At 37.9% G+C, this 17,940-nt stretch carries 12 protein-coding genes and 2 pseudogenes; 2 read left to right on the top strand and 12 right to left on the bottom strand.

Annotation, left to right across the window (positions count from 1 at the left end):
• Positions 1–234 precede the first annotated feature (234 nt).
• From CRO25_RS30195 to CRO25_RS30185, 4 genes and pseudogenes are all read right to left on the bottom strand, one after another.
• Positions 235–905: pseudogene (locus tag CRO25_RS30195) on the bottom strand (Type 1 glutamine amidotransferase-like domain-containing protein).
• Between the two features lie 190 nt (positions 906–1,095).
• Positions 1,096–1,917 (bottom strand): annotated as a pseudogene (locus CRO25_RS34075) (DMT family transporter).
• A gap of 283 nt (positions 1,918–2,200) precedes the next feature.
• Entirely contained in the window at positions 2,201–2,758 is a 558-nt protein-coding gene (locus CRO25_RS30190; protein ID WP_079697462.1) for a hypothetical protein, read from the bottom strand.
• A gap of 133 nt (positions 2,759–2,891) precedes the next feature.
• Positions 2,892–3,350, bottom strand: a complete 459-nt coding sequence (locus CRO25_RS30185) for a YdcF family protein (protein ID WP_256863789.1) — start codon at positions 3,348–3,350, stop codon at positions 2,892–2,894.
• A gap of 379 nt (positions 3,351–3,729) precedes the next feature.
• On the opposite strand from CRO25_RS30185, the gene CRO25_RS30180 reads away from it, so the two are divergent.
• Positions 3,730–4,137 (top strand): hypothetical protein, encoded by a 408-nt coding sequence (locus tag CRO25_RS30180; protein ID WP_079697463.1) that lies wholly within the window; start codon positions 3,730–3,732, stop codon positions 4,135–4,137.
• A gap of 438 nt (positions 4,138–4,575) precedes the next feature.
• Here the strand turns inward: CRO25_RS30180 and CRO25_RS30175 are convergent, their stop codons facing one another.
• Genes CRO25_RS30175 through CRO25_RS30155 form a run of 5 tightly spaced genes read right to left on the bottom strand, consistent with a single transcriptional unit; the run spans position 4,576 to position 8,410 of the window.
• Entirely contained in the window at positions 4,576–5,655 is a 1,080-nt protein-coding gene (locus CRO25_RS30175) for a cell wall metabolism sensor histidine kinase WalK (RefSeq protein ID WP_256336781.1), read from the bottom strand.
• A complete protein-coding gene (locus CRO25_RS30170) occupies positions 5,636–6,331 on the bottom strand; it encodes a response regulator (RefSeq protein ID WP_079697464.1) in 696 nt (231 codons plus the stop codon). The genes CRO25_RS30175 and CRO25_RS30170 overlap by 20 nt, the downstream gene beginning before the upstream one ends.
• Before the next feature lie 21 nt (positions 6,332–6,352).
• Positions 6,353–6,931, bottom strand: a complete 579-nt coding sequence (locus CRO25_RS30165) for a peroxiredoxin (protein WP_079697465.1) — start codon at positions 6,929–6,931, stop codon at positions 6,353–6,355.
• A gap of 21 nt (positions 6,932–6,952) precedes the next feature.
• Entirely contained in the window at positions 6,953–7,666 is a 714-nt protein-coding gene (locus CRO25_RS30160) for a cytochrome c biogenesis CcdA family protein (RefSeq protein WP_079697466.1), read from the bottom strand.
• Between the two features lie 60 nt (positions 7,667–7,726).
• Entirely contained in the window at positions 7,727–8,410 is a 684-nt protein-coding gene (locus CRO25_RS30155) for a hypothetical protein (protein WP_079697467.1), read from the bottom strand.
• Positions 8,411–8,965: 555 nt separating this feature from the next.
• Here CRO25_RS30155 and CRO25_RS30150 point away from each other — a divergent pair.
• Complete coding sequence (locus CRO25_RS30150) at positions 8,966–10,066, top strand: endospore germination permease (RefSeq protein ID WP_079697468.1); 1,101 nt, start codon at positions 8,966–8,968, stop codon at positions 10,064–10,066.
• Positions 10,067–10,544: 478 nt separating this feature from the next.
• Here CRO25_RS30150 and CRO25_RS30145 read toward each other — a convergent pair whose 3' ends face one another.
• The 3 genes from CRO25_RS30145 to CRO25_RS30130 form a co-directional block, all read right to left on the bottom strand.
• A complete protein-coding gene (locus CRO25_RS30145; protein WP_063563818.1) occupies positions 10,545–11,486 on the bottom strand; it encodes a tetratricopeptide repeat protein in 942 nt (313 codons plus the stop codon).
• 82 nt (positions 11,487–11,568) lie between these two features.
• Complete coding sequence (locus CRO25_RS30140) at positions 11,569–16,161, bottom strand: DNRLRE domain-containing protein (protein ID WP_079697469.1); 4,593 nt, start codon at positions 16,159–16,161, stop codon at positions 11,569–11,571.
• 1,477 nt (positions 16,162–17,638) lie between these two features.
• Complete coding sequence (locus CRO25_RS30130) at positions 17,639–17,890, bottom strand: hypothetical protein (protein ID WP_079697470.1); 252 nt, start codon at positions 17,888–17,890, stop codon at positions 17,639–17,641.
• Between the last annotated feature and the right edge of the window lie 50 nt (positions 17,891–17,940).

Here is a 17,940-nt window from a genome sequence, read left to right as displayed (position 1 = left end):
CTGCTCCACCACTTAGCTTAACGAGAACCCTTTTGTACCTTGACAATGATTACACCCCCATAAAATAAAAACACTAAAGCAATAAATGCTTTAGTCAGATTGTCGAGAAATCCGACTCTCGAAAGAGAACTGGGTTTCTCGACAATCTGAAAAGTAGCCGATCTCGTAGATCGGCTACTTTTCAGATTGGTAATATTGAATTATTGTATCCCGTTACCTCAGCAGTGAGGAATCTTAAAGCCTAAAATGCCTCCAATTCCCTTCGGAAACCACTTCTACTGCTCCATCGATCACCTTGATGGCGGTCTGATCATCGATTGCATATGCCGGCCCTTGAATCTCTGCGACCCAGCTCTCAGCTGCAGCCATAGTGTTATCTGGCAGCATGACGTGATCAAGATGCGGAAAAATTGCAAAATCAACCAGTCCCTACGTTTCATATCCCACCGGTAGGTGAAGTCCACCACACAAAATATTCCCCGACCTTAGGTGCCATCACCATACTGCCGGCGCTCATTCCCACATAAATGGCCTTCAGTGAAGGCAAGAGTTCTGCCAGTCCGGATTGTCGCATCCAATGGCATAGGAAGAGAGCATCGCCATTCGATACCAGCAAGACGTCTGTCTCCCGGACCAGGGGCTCCCAGTGGTCTCTATTGATGCTTGGCAGTGCGGTGAGCTCCAGCACGCCTACAGACTTCCAGCCGAGGTCGACCATGGGATTCTCGGATTTCCCGCTGATAAACTCTCAGGTTTTTGACGCGAGGGCCAACCCAGGGATGTCCGTACATCGCCGTGGGAATGCACAGGGCATTGGAGTCAGCAATCGGCTTGTCCAACATGCCAACTAACGCATTCTGTATACTTTGATTATTAACGCCTGCAGATGTCAGTAATAATTTCATACCCTCACTCCTAGTCAATTGACCTTCATAAAATCCCCTTATTATCTAGTGTTCGATAAAATGGCTATCCTGTCCTGCCTGTTAGTTGAATAAAAGCAGCCGATCATATTGATCAGCTGCTTCTTCGTATTCTTGAACTATCGTTTCCCGTTAGTTTAATCTATAAATCTGACGGCTATGATCCTTAGCGTTATCTGGATACAAACTTTTTAGCGAATGCTACGCACAATACGACACCAATGTTTACAAAAAAGATGAGCCATCCAACTGACTCATGTAGAATAAGAGCTGAAAGTAACAAGCCAAAAAATGACTGTAGAAGCTGTAACTGTCCACCTCCTACAATTCCCCCCTTGTGCAAGGCCTCGATACCAAAATACAAAGCCAAGAGCCAATATACATACTAAAAAGCGATACATATACAAGACTTATGAATGAAGAAACGCGTATATCTCCCCAAGATTGCGGCATATACAAAAATGAGAGTAACAACATTACTGGGAGCGATATGATTAATGCCCAGGAGATGACTTGCCAGCCACCTAAACTTCTAGAAAGACGTGCGCCTTCCGCATATCCATAACCACACACAATAATTGATGCCAACATAAGTCCATCCCCCACTGGAGAAGAAGCTTCCCCGCTTAACAAAGCAAACCCTACCACCAAACCACTGTCTAAAGCTAATAGCACCCAAAAAAATGGCCGCGCACGTTCTCCGCCTCGTAAAACTCCAAATATAGCGGTGGAGAGAGGCAACAGACCGATATAGATAATGGCATGAGCGGATGTAATATATTGTAGAGCCAGCCCTGTCAATAGTGGAAATCCCCACACCAAGAGCTACAAGAATGAGTGGGAGAATATCTCTTCGGACAGGAACCTTTTGCTTGAATAAGAGAAGGAATATACCAGCCAAAATCTCAGCAATTGCTGCACGCGAAACGGTGAGAAATATAGGATCAAAATCCATAATGGCTAAACGTTTTTGAATCAAATTATTGTGAATGATCTAACAATAAATACTCCTACTGAACATTATCCTACACTGTAAGTAGAATTGATCTCCAACTTCTTCTCTTCTCCAGGCAAGTGGGGAACTTTGTGTCACTAAAAATTGACACAAAGTTCCCTACCAAAAACTAAAAACCCCTTGTTTTATAAGGGGTTTCTTGGTTGGCGACTTTATGTCATTCTACTTAGTAGAACAAAAGCAGCCGATCACGTTGGTCAGCTGCTTTGTGGTTTAATTGAGCTATCGTTCCCGTTAGCTTAATGGAAAACTGTATCTTGATTCACTTCTTAACGCTTATATACTGACGTTCTTTCCACTCGAACTCATTCCCCAATTGAAATGTGGCTAGTTCAATCACGAGGTCGAGTTCTTTTTTTGGAGCATCTAAAAATCTTTCCTGTCCGTGAGCCCAGCAGCAATACAACTCTAAGTCTTCACCTATTCTCAGATTGCTGCGTATATATTTGAAAAGCTCTACTAAGCACTTTTTGCTTGTCTGAAATAAAATCGGGTGAGAATATTTAATCTCGTCATTAATCTCGAAGTCACCACCTTCGGGGTTCACTTGGTAAACCAATGGATGACGGAAAGGATGTGAGGATTGCATGGTTATGGGACCGGTTATATATAATCCTGCTGCATCCTCTTCCGTATCGTAAACCTCCATAAGTTTATCGCCCTTTGGGTATTTCTCCAGTAGTATTTGCATATTGAGTTGATCCTTAGCGGCAGGGTTTACATTCGTAACATATTCATTAATAGTCATAACTGTTTTTTTCTTTCCAAATGAGCCTGTCGGAAGCTCATAGCTTGCAGCAATATAATAAAATAGTGTCACAGTATCAACCTCATCTCCGATCTAAAACTATTTTCCAAAGCTTTTATTCTATCTAACTGCTCCATTAACCTCCAGTTATCTTAATTAAAAAGGAGCAAACTGCTCCTTGCTATTCCTCAACTAACGTTTCCCGTTAGTTTAACGGTCTAACCCAATTCGGTATATGATGGGCAAAATATTGCCCCACCTTAGTTAGTTCTTTCATAACGGGAGTAATCTTCTTATCATCAAGAAACCAGTTATCTTTATTAATTCCAGTCTTGTCCGTTAAAGATATCACTAAAAAAGCTGTTTCGTTAAAATCAATCTGATAAGTCAGTAAGGCTCTTCGTGCATGATACGATTTACATACTAATATCGCCTTAGTGGGCTTAATCCCCATATGATGAAGTACATGCTTCGAAAATCTAGAGTTCTCAAAGGTGTTTGTTGCTTTATCTTCACGTAGAATTGCACTTTCGGGTACGCCTAGTTTTATTCCAATGCTACGAAGGAATTCCCATTCTGTCGTTTTTACATTCGATGTCGAGCCACCTGAAGGCAATATATAAGGTGCAAACCCCTGATGAAATAGTTCAGCTGCACTTTCCATCAACTGCGCGGATGGCTTCCTCCCGGAACCATGATCACATCAGCGGAATCCATAGTTGTTTCAAAACATAAACTCCGTAATACAATCAAATGGATATGACACTTATATTCCTCCCCTCATTATTCACTATTGTTATATTGCTATATATTGGAACTAAACTGCCCGTTAGCTTAATGAATTAACGAGTGAAAACATATTAGACAGATGCCTAATAGGAAACAGGAACAAGTTCTTGTCCCTTAACAAGGATACGCCAGTACATCTACATTTTAGCGTTTCCTAGTTGAAATATGCTAAGACACCCAATGGTATATAAACAATTTAACATTAATACAATGTATAGGCTGTTGACTAAGTTTACTTAAGGGGGCAATTAAGAATGCTTAATTTCCAAAATGAGCGTCAGATGATACCGCATCCAATTCTTTTGGAAGCAAAACAGAGTGCAACAAATCAAATTCTGATTACGTATGATCAGCGGACAGATTTAGGATCAGCAACCCATATTTCAAACTACTGGATCAGGAGTACTATGGAAACACCTACCGGTATTGCAACTGTAGGAATGAGTGACGCACTGATGTCTTCAAACTCAATACGTCCTGATATGGCACAGATCGTACCCGTCGATAACTCAAACATGAGATTTCATATCACGTTTAGGGTTAATGCAGTGTCAGGTGTATTGTATACCGTACTGCCTTGTTTTGTTAACCTTGAGGGAATGACAGGTTATAAGGGGGCGAATTGGGGCCCCGCAAGTAGAAATGTACTTATTGGTATGTAGATAAATTATAACGCATACTCATTTACTCATTGTTAAGTGCCAGAAAACTAATCAGTGTGGGCAACTCTAATTAGCAAATGGTCACTTCGGACCCAGAGACAATAGGAAAAAATAATTGCTGAATGAATTAGTAGCCCTCCATCTCCTACGAATTGCAGCCCTTAGAATGGACCTTGGAATAACCTAATTTATCCGATGAAATCTAAGGGCGGCTGCATTTTAATGTCAGTGAAAAGAGGACAGAAAAAAGTATTATATGAGATTAGGATCGAGGGCATATGCTTACACGTCAACGAAGGCTGGACTTACGGCAGAATCATGGAGAAGTATGGTACCTCAAAACGACACTGGCTCAAAGTATAGACTGCATCTCATTCAAGTTGCCTAGCTTTTTTTAAAACGTCCTCTACAAAGGATATTAGTTCAATAATATTGGTATTATTTTTTTAAAGGTACAGTAAACCAAAAGGAGTACTCGTTCCCTTTTGACCGCAATCCTGCTTTTCCACCCTGCTGCTCAATAATTTCCTTCACTAAAGATAACCCTAATCCTGATCCTCCTGAATCCCTACTGCGGGATGAATCTACCCGATAGAATCTCTCGAATATTAGAGATTCATGTTCCTCAGGAATTGGCTGGCCTAAATTCTTGACGATTATTTGGTAGTTTGACTCATTCTGCTTTCCTGTAATCTCAACCCATCCACCCTCGTCATATTGCAGTACATTGGTCAGAAGATTGTGAAGCACCTGTTTTAGGCCATCTTCATCTCCTACTACTTCCGCTGCTTCAGTCTTGAGATCAATAATGACCCCGCTATTCTTGAACTCCAATGAAAAGTGATCTACACAGGATTCAATCAGATTTTCTATAGAGAGTACATTCATCTTATTCTCATTGGAAATCTTCTTTCCTTGCCACACATTTAATTGGTGTAACTGCTCAACTAAACGGGTAATGCGTATGGATTCTTCGTGAATGGATTCAAATAGCTCTTTATTGCCCTGAATAACCCCTGTGCTTAAAGCTTCCAAATATCCGTTTATATTCGTTAATGGTGTCCGCAGTTCATGTGAGATATCAGACAGCATTTTTTTTCTTAAATCCTCTACTAGTTTCAATTTCAGGCTCAATTGATTAAAGTCAGCTGTTAACAGACCAATTTCATCGTGAACACGAATCGATAAGGGGTTTGGCATTTCCCCTTGAGCCAATTGTCGTGTTGCATGACCCAATTCCTTGAGAGGAAGAATCAACTTTTTTACAAAAAAGTAGTGGATGAACGCTGCAATCAACACAGCCGTCAGACTTGCTTTAATTAAAAAAGTCTGCATCGTTTGATTGAAAATGACGCTTTCCCCTGGAGTCACAGACGGGGAATTAGCAAACAACAGACAAGCATAGTCTTTTACCGAAACTCCTGCGAACCAAATGGCAATACCAATGACCGCGACATTGATCAGTGTAAACTTCCACATGATGTTGTTTTGTAATAGATTATTTTTGAAACGCAACAAAGCGATACCCCATTCCTCGAATAGTTTCGATTAGTGCGTTGTCCCCATCCCATATCAGTTTTTCTCTCAATCTACCTATATGAACATCGATCGACCTTTCTGTTACTACCTTTTCATTATTGGGATACAGTTCATCAATGATCTGTTCCCTAGTTAGAATTTGATTGGGATGCACCATAAGAAAATACAAAAGACGGAACTCATGCTGTGTGAGTTGAATGGTTTCCCCATTATAGTGTACTTCACCCCGTAACTGTTTGATGGTTACTCCGCGGTATGTAAGTTTGCTACACCGCTGGCCCGTTCTCCGCAAAATGGATTCTACCCGTGCAACCAATTCACCCGGACTGAACGGTTTCGTTACATAATCATCGGCTCCCGATTTCAATCCTTCAATCCGGTTATTTTCCTCTACTTTAGCTGTTAACATAATAATAGGAATTCCTTCCTTCAAATCTCCTCGAATACTCTTACAGACTTCTTCACCACTTATTTTAGGAAGCATTAAATCTAAAATAACAAGGCAAGGGTCATTTTTTTTAAAGGCATCTAGAGCTTCCTCCCCATCTCCAGCCTCAATTACTTCATACCCTTCCTTTTCCAGGTACAAGACGATCAGCTTTCGAATTTTCACATCATCTTCTACTACTAAAATCCCGGTTCCCTCTGCTATCATTCCAAACACCTCCAAATTTACTTAGCGTATTTCTTTAACTAGTTTTTCCATCATTTCATAATTCATTGGACCTGTAACTTTTTGCTGAATAATACCCTGCGAATCAATGATATAGCTCGTAGGAAGAGCATAAACCTGGTATATTTCCCCTATGCTATTTTGTTTATCTAATAACACTGGGAATGTAATCCCAAATTCATCTAAAAACTCGGGAATTCTATCTACACTTTTCTCTGAAGTTGTCATATTTATTGCAATTACTGTGGTATTTTCATTTTTATACTTATCATAAAATTTTTGCATATCCGGCATTTCTGCTCTACAGGGCGGGCACCAGGTTGCCCACATATTGACGATTACTTTTTGTCCTCTGAAATCAGAAAGCTTAAAACTTTTACCATCCAGATTATTTAACACAAAGTCTGGTGCAACGTTCCCTTGGTTAATACCAATACTCAGTGAGGAGTCATCTATTCCCTCCATTGCTGGTTGGCTACTAGCCAAGTTTGCTTGACGGTCACCATTTTTCTTACTTGTATCATAAATCCCCCACCCAACCAAACCGATTAGGATAACAATGACGATAAAATTTTTTTTCATAGAAAAGATCATCCCCTTTTATTAGAATATTGGCGCGAAGGAAGCAAGCCAAGCACTTAACTTTTGCAATTGGCCCGAAAATAAAAGAAAGCCCATCGCGATCAAAATCCATCCGTTCAGCAGTGCCAAAAGCGGTAACCATTTATTTATTTTTCTCATGATACCCTTAGATTTGGTAATTAAGATTGAAATCAATAAAAAAGGAACTCCTAAACCCAACGAATAAAACAACAATAAAAAGATTCCATGGTACATCGTTTCAGAAGATCCGGCCAACAACAAAATTGAAGATAAAGCCAGACCGACGCAAGGTGTCCAACCCGTTCCAAAAGCAACTCCCACGACAAATGAATTCCACCCGCTTCCATTCTTTGGAGCTTTGGTTTCCTGCTGCTTTTGAAACATGAGAAAACGAAGATTTAAAATCCCTGCAATCTGTAGGCCAAATATAATAATGAGTAGTCCACTAATCTTTTCTAACAACCCTCGATTCGCAGTGAAAATTTGTCCAATCATACTCGCGGAAGCACCCATAAGCAGGAAAACCACAGTAAAACCAAGGATAAAGAGAGCGGAACGAATCATCAGTGTTCTATTAGAAACACTGGTTTTCTCCCCACTCCCATAAGAGCCTGTAAGATTAGCAAGATAAGCAGGCAAAAGCGGAAAAATACAGGGTGAAAAAAAGGATAGCGCCCCTGCCGATAAAGCAAATAAAATTGAAATATTGTCCATTTGTAATTCCTCCAGCAAAGTATTCTATTCTTAACAACCATAACGCAGGATTGTTAAGATTCATTTAAGCTCTTTTTTTATAAAGTTGTGAATAGTCAAACAACATATGGCAACTGCTAAATAAACAAGCTGCTCACTAGATAATCCTAAGAAGACTACTACAAAAAAACTTTTAAAAAAGCAACTTAAAATCTGTCCGATGCTGAACCAGAGAATAAGTTGATTGATTTCTTGTGGATTATCAAAGCCCTCTTTTCTGCAATACATCCAAACCAATAGTACGGTTGCTAAAACAATTTGACTGAGATCATACAAAAATGATGATGTTGTCGGATTGTTAAAGATGAGCTTGAACATAGAATAGAACATTATATAAGATAATAATCCTGCCGCCAACACTTCCGCATACACCCAGAAGGTAATTCTACGCTTACTACTTTGAATAGATAAGAAAATAAGAACTACAATCGCCGATAGCAAGATCCCACGCCCACCCCCGGTAAAATAAAGAATGTAGTACGGATTATTCAAAACAGCGACGGGATTAAAAATAATCACACTAAACTTCCAAATCAGGAATGCCCATAAAAATACATTGGTTATATCATTTAGTATAGGCTTGCTTAAATCGCTCTTACCCTTCAACCAATATTTCATGGTTAAATATGCTGTCAGTACAGAAAAGATTATTGCAATCCAATTGTATTTAATAATTAACGGCCCCCAAACGACAGCTTCTTGCATCCTGTTTCCCCCTCCTTTTTTTATTACTTTATAACCTAATTGTTAAGATTCGTTTAACTAGAATACATCTACTATTAGGCATCTAGCCTATCAGTAGGTTTATGTTCTTTGTTAATGGTGCAGCTGCATACAGTATGATGAAGCCTTAGGTCAGAAAAAAAAAGTCCTGATACAAAAATATTTGTTATTCCAAGTGAAGTCTTATATTAATGTGCTTGTATCTACTATTGAGGTTTTAGCTACAGTGCTTTAAATTTAGGTATCCACCTAATCGGCAAACGATACAAGTTCTTGTCCTTGGCTCGGACACGAACTTGTACCGATAACATAAAAAATTCGCTAAATTAGCGACTTCAATAGGACTTGTCCTTCGACACTATAGCGTTCTTTTACTACAGAGCCTAAAAACATTGATCAAAGGGTCATCGAAAAGCAATTCATAAGGACTTCCATGGATATCCCCTCTCTTTATCAATTTATTGTATTGAATAAAGCATCCAATCCTTGGGACATATTACAGAAGTAATAATATCCCTTGAAAAGAGGATTATCTCAATGTTCAATAAAGAAAAAATATCAACTATACAAATGGGTGCCATGTGTTGGCTGTTGATTATGGGAGACATGCTGTTTGTTTATCCTTCCTCAATTACTTCGTATGCCAAAGAAAGCTCTTTGATTTGTGCAATCGCCGGTATTCCACTGGGTGTTCTACTCATGCTTGTTTTTTTGAAAATCCATAAGGCAAGTGCAAACAATGGTTTTATACAATTTTGCATAAAAATGCTTGGCACAGGAATGGGCACAGGAATGGTATGTATATATTTGTTTTATTTCGCGATCAGTGCGTCTTCCCTAATTCGGAATGTAGCTGATTTTGTAAATACACAGTTGTACCCATATACCCCACTTCAAATTATCATGCTCATTTTTACGCTTACTACAGTGTGCTCACTCATCCAAGGAGTTGAAGTTTTAGGGAGGGTTAGTGAGATAATGGCACCAATCGTGTTAATGTTCATTATTTTCTTCTTGCTTTGCTTAATTCCTAAGATGGAAATTAACAATTCATTACCACTTTTTTCATTAGAATTAAAGTCTTTAGCTCAAGGGTCCGTATTGAGCTTTGTGTACCCTATTGGTGAGATCATACCTATTTTGCTTATTCTCCCTTTCGTTAACAGTCAAAAACACACCAACAGAGATCTTCTTATAGTAACTGGTTTTGGTAGCTTCATTCTTTCAATGATCGTAATGACGTCTTTACTCGTTGCAGGTCCTTTTCTCACTCAACATAATTTCTATACAACATTTTTCTTAGCCCAAAAAATAAGTATTGGAAAAATATTAGAGAGAATTGAGGCCTTAATCGCATGCGCCTGGATTATTGCGACTTACATTAAAACTGTGGCATATATGTATGCTTTCATCAACGGATTGAGTGAACTGTTTAAACTAAAACATCACCGTACTCTGATTCTTCCATCAGGTTTGTTAATTTTTGGTCTTGCAGGTTTTATTGTTCCTGACCAACTATTCAATATATGGTTTGCGCCTTACTGGTTAGAATTTGAATGTACTATTTGTGTAGTAGTTCCTTTATTCTTGATTCTGATTTACCAGTTAAAACAATCCAACATGGGGGAATTACAATGATATGTTGCTTGAATAAGCATCAAATCGGCATTCGGACTATGTTCTTGTCCATTCCGGCAATCGGTACAAGTTCTTGTCCTCGGCTCGGGACACGAACTTGTACCGATAAAATAAAGAAGCCGCTTAAATAGCAACTTCCATGGGACCATGTTTTTGTCCCTCGACATTTGGTGTCAGTATACCGTTATCCCATACTTAATTGAAGAGAAAGATGTTGAACAAGAATTGAGCTGCTTTTAGCCTAGCAGCCCCGATCTCAATCATAGAATGTGTTGAAGTTACATACCTAATCGGCATTGAAACAAAGTTGTTTCAATACCTTGCATACTTCGTGACCTTTAAATTTTGCGGTTTTTGACGTCGATTCACAGAATACGCATTGCCCTTTGTCTTTAATTAACGGAGCAAATTTGGATATTGGTAGGTAACTTTATGATGTCATTCGTACTCATTCAGTTTCTTTCATTGTTTCAATACTTTATGCCAATTTATTTTTTGCAATTATATTTTCAGGGTCAATTTTTAAGATGCGGATGTAACAAGCTCTTTCTTTTTCTATTAAATGGATCAAACTATAAATTTGAGCTAATAGTAACAAAATATCTATATCAATCGGGTCTAATGATGAGGCATGTTCTAATAGTTTAATTGAGGTCTCATAATTGCCTTGCCTCTCAAGCAACTTACCTTTGAAATAAAGCGCAACAGTATTATTTGGATCAAAACTTAATATTGAATCTAAATAATATGCTGTTAATTCAAATTGATTTTCTTCAAGATAAATTTTTGCGATTTGTAACCTTACATCGTAATCTTCAGGTTCTGATATTAGGATCTTTTTAAAATAGATAATAGCTTCCTCTTTTTTTCCCATATGCTTTAACACTAATGCTTTGTTATACATTGCATTAGTTGATGATGGATCTATCTGTAAAGCCCAATGAAATTCTTCGAGCGCTTCTTGATTATTGCCCAATTCATGAAAAATTAATCCTAGGTTAATATGGGCCTCTTCTTGATTAGTATTAAGTGCTAATGATTTTTGATAGTATTCTATTGCTTTCTTAAATTCCTCCTTTTTTTGATAACAAAGGGCAAGATAATACAGAGCATCTTCAGAATTTGAGTTTATCATTACTGCACGTTTACAAAAAATTAATGCATCTTCAATATTGCCTAATTGTAAATAGACATAACCTTTATTAAAGTATAATCTTTCCCATGTAGGGAATAGTCTAATTGCCCTGTCGTAAACTTCAATTGCGGCATTATATTCTTTTAACTCTGTAAGACATCTTCCCATGTAATTCAGTGTATCTTGGGTATCTATATTATCATTGAGAGCTTTTTTAAAGTAAACTAATGCTGCATCATAATTACCTTCTGCATAGTACTCTTCCCCTTGTTCAAAAAAAGTCATTTTTTTGCATCTCCTTTTTATAGTATTGACCCCAACAAATAAGTTGTTGAGGTCAAAAATACTAAGATCAATTGATAATTAATTATCTATACATGTCCAAATCATTCCAACTTCTATTGTTATCATTTCTTTGATCTCTTTTATCTCGGTGTAATTCTTTTGTACTTTTTTCCCTTTGAGACCTTGAACCAAATTTATCATTTATTTGTTTCTTTTCTCTTTTTTTCGCCTCGCTCCCTCTCATTCTATCGTTCTTAGCCATTTTGTCTCTATTTGCGAAATACTGATATCCTTTTTTAATTCCATATCCTTCCGCTATACCAAGTCCTACTGCTGCAGTTACGCCCAAAGCGACTTCACCCACACCTGGTATCGCATACACACCAAGTGCCCATGCAAAATCTCCATTAGGATCAACACTGTTAATTGGATCATTGGCAGCATAAATGTACAAATTTGAATCGATTGGCTCAACATTATCTTGGCTAATAAAACGACCATCTTGTGGGTCGTAATATCGGTTGAATAGGTAAAACATATCCGTTTCTTCATCGAAGTAATAACCACTATAAGTGAATGGATTATATAAAGTTCCTGTCTTACTAGTTAAATTACCCCAAGGGTCATATGAATAGCTGGAAACGATATTACCATTAATATCGGTTAATCCTACTACATTTCCGTGTCCATCATAATTATAATAATACGTTTTTCCATTCTGTGTTTGACTTACCCGCTTACCCAAAACATCATACGAATATGATACATTTAATCCTGTTGTAATATTGTTTTCTACAATAAGATTTCCTGTACTATCTTCATACTGGTATTTGTAGTCATTAAGGATAGAACCAGTACTGCTTTTTACTATTTTCTCAGTCCGTTGCCCCTTAGCATTATAGCGGAACTCAACGGAGCTACCGTCTGGTTGTGTTTCTTTGGACAGCTTGTCATCCGTATTCCATTCAATATGAATACTACCTTGTTCAGTGAGTTGGCCTTTTTCGTTATACGAGTAGTTCAGAGTACCATTGGGTCCATTTACATTCGTTAATTGGTTCAAATTATTATACGTGTATTTGGTAACTCCAGTAGCATTTGTCATCGTTAAACGATTACTGGTGTTGTCATAAGAATAACTCGTTGTCCCTGTATTATCCGTATAATTTTTCAAACGACCAGTCTCATCAAATTCGTAACTAGATGAGGATGATAGGTTATTTGTTACGGTTTTGATTCGTCCATTCGAATCAAGATCATAAGAGTATCCCCATAATAATGTTGTCCCTTTTTTGTAATCAACATTCTTGAGTCTATTCGTATTATCATACGTTAGAGATTGGACTACACCATCGGCATCTGTCCGTTGGACTGAAGTGACATTGCCATTCGGATCATAACTAAGATCTTCTATAGTTTTTTGGTTAGAATCCTTGACTTGTTTAAGTTGATTTGCTTTATCATAAGAGAAAGACATTCCTTGCCCCCATCCATTCTGTGGGTTCCAGGCAATCAAATTTTGATTGTTGTCATATTGATAAGCAACTTGAGGTGAACTTTGTACTACCTGACTTTTAACATCATTTGTCGCTGTATGATCGTAGTTGGTTGTTTGGCTAGCACCTAGTACAGTGTCTTTTATCGATATAATATTTCCATTCGAATCATACGTAGGATCATAAACCATTTCGGGCGTGGAAGCACTGGCTGAAATTCTTTCATCTAGATTCTCGAGTTCATCAAGCCAATTATACTGATAATTTGAGACATGTCCATTTGGCTCCGTTACTTTTACCAATTGGTCTGCACCGTTATATTCCATCGTGGTGAATTGATTCGCTGCATCTTCACTAATAACTTGATTGATCCCTTGTGAATCATATTTGTAGACTGTTTTATTATCATCAGCATCCGTTGAAGACGTTCTATTTCCATACGAGTCATAGGTATAACTCGTGCTTTGCAATAATGGATTTGTAACTTTAAGAAAATCACCAAATATATTGAATTCATAGGTCGTCTTTTGATTTATGGCATCCGTATAACTCGTGCGGTTACTATAACTATCATATGTCGAGATTTCCTTATGTTGTTCTGGATCCATTGTACTTGTAATGTTACCATTGAGGTCATACGTGTTAATGGTATCATTACCTTTCGGATCAGTAATTACCAGCTTGTTATAATTATCATCCAAAGCAAAGCGGGTGACCCTTGATAACGAGTCGGTTATTTGGGTTACCACATAATTCGAATTCGAATTATATGTCGTTGTATTTCCATTCCGATCCGTAGCTGTTGACACAAAATTCGGTAAATCATATGAATATGTGGTTCCAGGTCGACTTGCTAAATCAGCATTTGCTCCCTCACCAAAAGGTTCTTGTACCTTCTGCAATAATTCATTATTGTACGTAAATGACGTTTTCCGTCCACTTGGATCTGTGACTGTCGTTAAGTGATGGCTCGAATCGTAGGAAAACTTGGTTATTCGATAATTGGTTGCATCTAAATAAGCATCAACATTTGCCAGATTGCCAGCGGTATCATACCCGTAGTTAATTTTACGACCAACGAAATCTGTGATATTAGAAATTTTCCCTGATACATTGTAATTCATCGTAGTGACCCGATTGCTAGGATCTGTTATAGAAGTAAGTTGGTTTGAGCTGTTATATCCATATGATATTTTATTTCCATGGAGATCTTGTTCATACAACAACTTTCCGGTATACACTTCTGTATAACTATCACCATTTGCATCAAAATGCAATTTTGTACCATCTTTATAAGTTAAGTCATAACCATTAACGGCTCCGTATGATTCGGTGGTTCGTGTGATTTTTAAATAAGTTCCCGGCGGAGATTGGTAACTATCGGAAGTTGAATTATAGGTGAATTCATGATAGGTACCGTCAGAATCTTTATAGACCAATTTACTCCGGTCATAACGCTCCATAATAGCTTCGCTGCCCGAATAAGACCAACCATATCCGAGTGGGGAATCTTCTAATGCTTTCGAATTATAGGTTCTTGTAAAGTCAACTCCCATACCACCACGGCCTTTTAGGCTTAGGTCATTATATTGGATAACATTGTTACCTGTAGTCATATTCGTATAGCTTCGACCACCGACCAAGTCATGGCTATCGTATGTCCAATACTTTTCAAGCCCAAGACGACTCCCGTTAAAATACGTAACAGACAGCATTGGGCGATTTGTTGCATTCAATGTAGAATCGCTCGAAATAAACTTTTTATACGAGTTTGTAGATTCAGATAAACTTTTCAACAAAATTCCGTAGTTTGCACTTCTCCATTTATCAATTTGATTTGTGACATCCCATTTATAATTAACCCCAAGATCAGTTAGATAACTAACTTGATTTGAATCTAATAAAGTGCTTTTGTAGTCGCCCCCCTTATTAGTCCAAGCTGTTGTTCCATTTGTGGTGTTCCAATTTGTGCTTTCCTCTAACCAGGACTTGCTTAGTTCGTATGCACCAATTTCAACATTAGTGTCATTAGCCACGCTGGAAAGCCATAAATTCACATCGGCGCTTAAGATATTTGCACCCACTGGAATCGATGAAACATTAAACTTTAATAAAGATCGAATGACATTGTTTTGCGTGGAGTCTTTGTATAATCCAACGCCTAATGAGGTTTCGGTTCCACCGGTTTGTGTTGGGAAATAACTGCGGATGTTGGTGTCATTCCCGTCGGCTGCATTTGGCTGAAACCGGATAATTGTAGGATCAATCGTTACGGGATAGACCCTCTTAGGATTTTCAAGCCAGGCTCGGTCAGGAATGATGTCAACAAAATATGTAGAGCCTCGTTTAACCAATTTCATATTCACGTCATAGGAACGTGCTTCCTCAGGAATACCATCAGATTGTTCTATCTTCTTGTACCCTTCTGGAATATAGGAATCATACATAAACGGTTGTTCAATATAAAAGACTTTTAAGTGGCTTTTCTTATCAACAAAATAGATTTTCCCAGTACTATCTTGTTCCATACCCAAACCTTTTATTTTGAATTTATATGTGAACTTTACTGGCGAGGAAGCGGAAGGTGCCTTATCCAGAACAATATCTTCCTTTAATTTGCGGTCCTCAACTGTGTAATTTATATTGGTGTTGTCATACAAGTTATTGAAACTTAACTTATTATTCTTGTAAGAAGCAGCACCTTCATGGGAATTTTTAACAAATCCAGAGTCTAGATTGTCAGATTGTGATGCGGGGTCCATCACAATGGATAAACCATCCATACCAATGGTAACTAGATTTTTGTCTAAATTGCGCTTTTGAAACTTTACTTCAAAATCGTTTGATTTATTTTTTATGACGTTATTGTTAGTATCCACAATCAAATTATTATCAAATCTACTCCATTTATTGTTGTTACTTTTATAATGAATGGGCTCTTGATATATTTGTGTTGTCAATGTTCCGTTTGAATTCAGAAATGTCTCCGAATCCTGGGTCCGACGATCCTCCAGTTCAACTCTAGATGTGGTGATTTTTTTTGATAGAGTAGCTGGAACAGAACTTGCTGCATTTGCCTTTAGCGCTCCCGTTGGAATTGTTTGAACGGCAATTGTGATTGCCAGAAAAAGCGATAATCCTCGGTAATACTTTTTTTTCTTTCCTTCAAATAAACTCATGTGATATTCCCCTCGCGTTTTTTCTAAGATGCATGACTAAATTTATTCTCTAATTTTTCCTCCTTAACACAAAAATACACAGCTAAATAAATATATACTAATTTACGTAAAAAACTAGTTGTAAATTATTACTGGGTTCCCAGTAATATGAGGGATCAATTAGAAGAAAAATTGAGCACTATGAATAAGAATCGAGGACTAAAAATTCAATAGAGATGGACTTATCAAAAAAAATGATCCTCAAGAGTAAAGCAACAAGGGGGATTTAGGGGAGTAAACTAATAACACAAAAAAAGGATCTAGTTGGCTCCTTTATTGTGACTTAGATATTTCAAGTTGATATTTTGTGAAGAATTGCGACGTTGTCTGATGGATACGCCATCTAGAAAACACTAACATTTCTTTTGCGTAATTTCTTAAATACGAGTACTCCTTATTGGACTTAATAAAACTTAATATCTTTTCGGCAAATACTGTTGGATTCATCTCTTTTGTATTTATTTCGAGGTCATATTCATCAAAATTTCTTCTTGTGTGAATGGCCCGCTCCAGATCCGTGAGTGATATCGTTCAACAATTGACCGGGGTCGTCCAAAAGTCAGAATAATTTCATTAGAACTCACATAACCTATACCTTTATGATAGCAGTCGCATCTCCAGAGACGCTTTTAACAGAATCTGACCTGATACTAATGGAAGAGGGTAGCCCTGTTCATGACTTCACACTGAGCCTATGTGATGCTCTTCTTCAGTGGTCCGGTCACCATTAAGCTACGTATATCCATGAAGCAAAACTCCACCCATATAGGGCGGTGGTTACAAGGTGGATAACTATTTTAAGTCATTAAGGAGGATGCTTCATACATCAAAATTTGAATATAATCCATTTTAGTCCCGAGCATTTCAATATATTCAGCAACTTATATCTTGCTTTACAAACTTGAGTTCCCTTTCCTCTTCAACAAGCGATGCTTTCGAGCCATTGCGGAAGAGGAACGCTAACTTGCTCTTATCCATTACGGTAATCGGTACAAGTTCTTGTCCCTAACAATTACAAAATCAGCACTAAGTACGATATCTGCATATGTTTCCCCTCCTTTGATCCAAAATCACATCCAGTTTCCTCCCCCTTTTCTTTGCTAAAGTGCTTTTACAAGTTTGTTTTATCTAATTCAAATGAGATCACAGTTTTAATTGAAGTACTTCCGAGCATTAAAGCTGGTTTCTTTGACTAAAAACAGCATTCAGTGTTTCAGTCACCCAAAAGGACACAACACTTCTACTCAGATCTTCATTTAATTGAAATGCGAAATCTGTCCTGCATAATGCTACTTATTGAGGTTTTAATTACATGGCTTTTCATTTATACATCCATCTAATCGGTAATCGGACTATGTTCTTGTCCATTCCGGCAATCGGTACAAGTTCTTGTCCTTGGCTCGGGACACGAATTTGTACCGATAATATAAAAAAGCCGCTAACATAGCGACTTCAATGGGAACATGTTCTTGCCTCTCGACAAGAAAATAGCTCCTAGTTGATCAATAATTATGGCTTCATAATAGTTGTGTAGGTACACAACGGGTATCCTCCACTGTCCTTCCTCTCTCGCTAGTACAAACCATTTCTTTTTAATCACTGCTCGGTTTGTGTAAAATCGACCATTAAACAAAATCCCTTGAGCTGTTATGGTAGCAATTCCAACATCTGCTTTTAGGTGATTTGTCATCCCCTCCACCTCCTTTATAATGTATCGAAGGTTTCCCATTGTTTAGACTG

The organism is Paenibacillus sp. RU5M, assembly GCF_900221055.1.
Classification (GTDB): domain Bacteria; phylum Bacillota; class Bacilli; order Paenibacillales; family Paenibacillaceae; genus Paenibacillus; species Paenibacillus marchantiae.
Note: the sequence above shows the minus strand (reverse complement) of the source record. Positions and strands in the feature narration are given on the sequence as shown.

Coding starts and splice junctions, on each gene's coding strand:
- CRO25_RS30185 (WP_256863789.1), bottom strand. CDS start 3,350: ATGGAAAGTGCAGCTGAACTATTTCATCAGGGGTTTGCACCTTATATA.
- CRO25_RS30180 (WP_079697463.1), top strand. CDS start 3,730: ATGCTTAATTTCCAAAATGAGCGTCAGATGATACCGCATCCAATTCTT.
- CRO25_RS30170 (WP_079697464.1), bottom strand. CDS start 6,331: ATGATAGCAGAGGGAACCGGGATTTTAGTAGTAGAAGATGATGTGAAA.
- CRO25_RS30165 (WP_079697465.1), bottom strand. CDS start 6,931: ATGAAAAAAAATTTTATCGTCATTGTTATCCTAATCGGTTTGGTTGGG.
- CRO25_RS30160 (WP_079697466.1), bottom strand. CDS start 7,666: ATGGACAATATTTCAATTTTATTTGCTTTATCGGCAGGGGCGCTATCC.
- CRO25_RS30155 (WP_079697467.1), bottom strand. CDS start 8,410: ATGCAAGAAGCTGTCGTTTGGGGGCCGTTAATTATTAAATACAATTGG.
- CRO25_RS30150 (WP_079697468.1), top strand. CDS start 8,966: ATGTTCAATAAAGAAAAAATATCAACTATACAAATGGGTGCCATGTGT.
- CRO25_RS30145 (WP_063563818.1), bottom strand. CDS start 11,486: ATGACTTTTTTTGAACAAGGGGAAGAGTACTATGCAGAAGGTAATTAT.
- CRO25_RS30140 (WP_079697469.1), bottom strand. CDS start 16,161: ATGAGTTTATTTGAAGGAAAGAAAAAAAAGTATTACCGAGGATTATCG.
- CRO25_RS30130 (WP_079697470.1), bottom strand. CDS start 17,890: ATGACAAATCACCTAAAAGCAGATGTTGGAATTGCTACCATAACAGCT.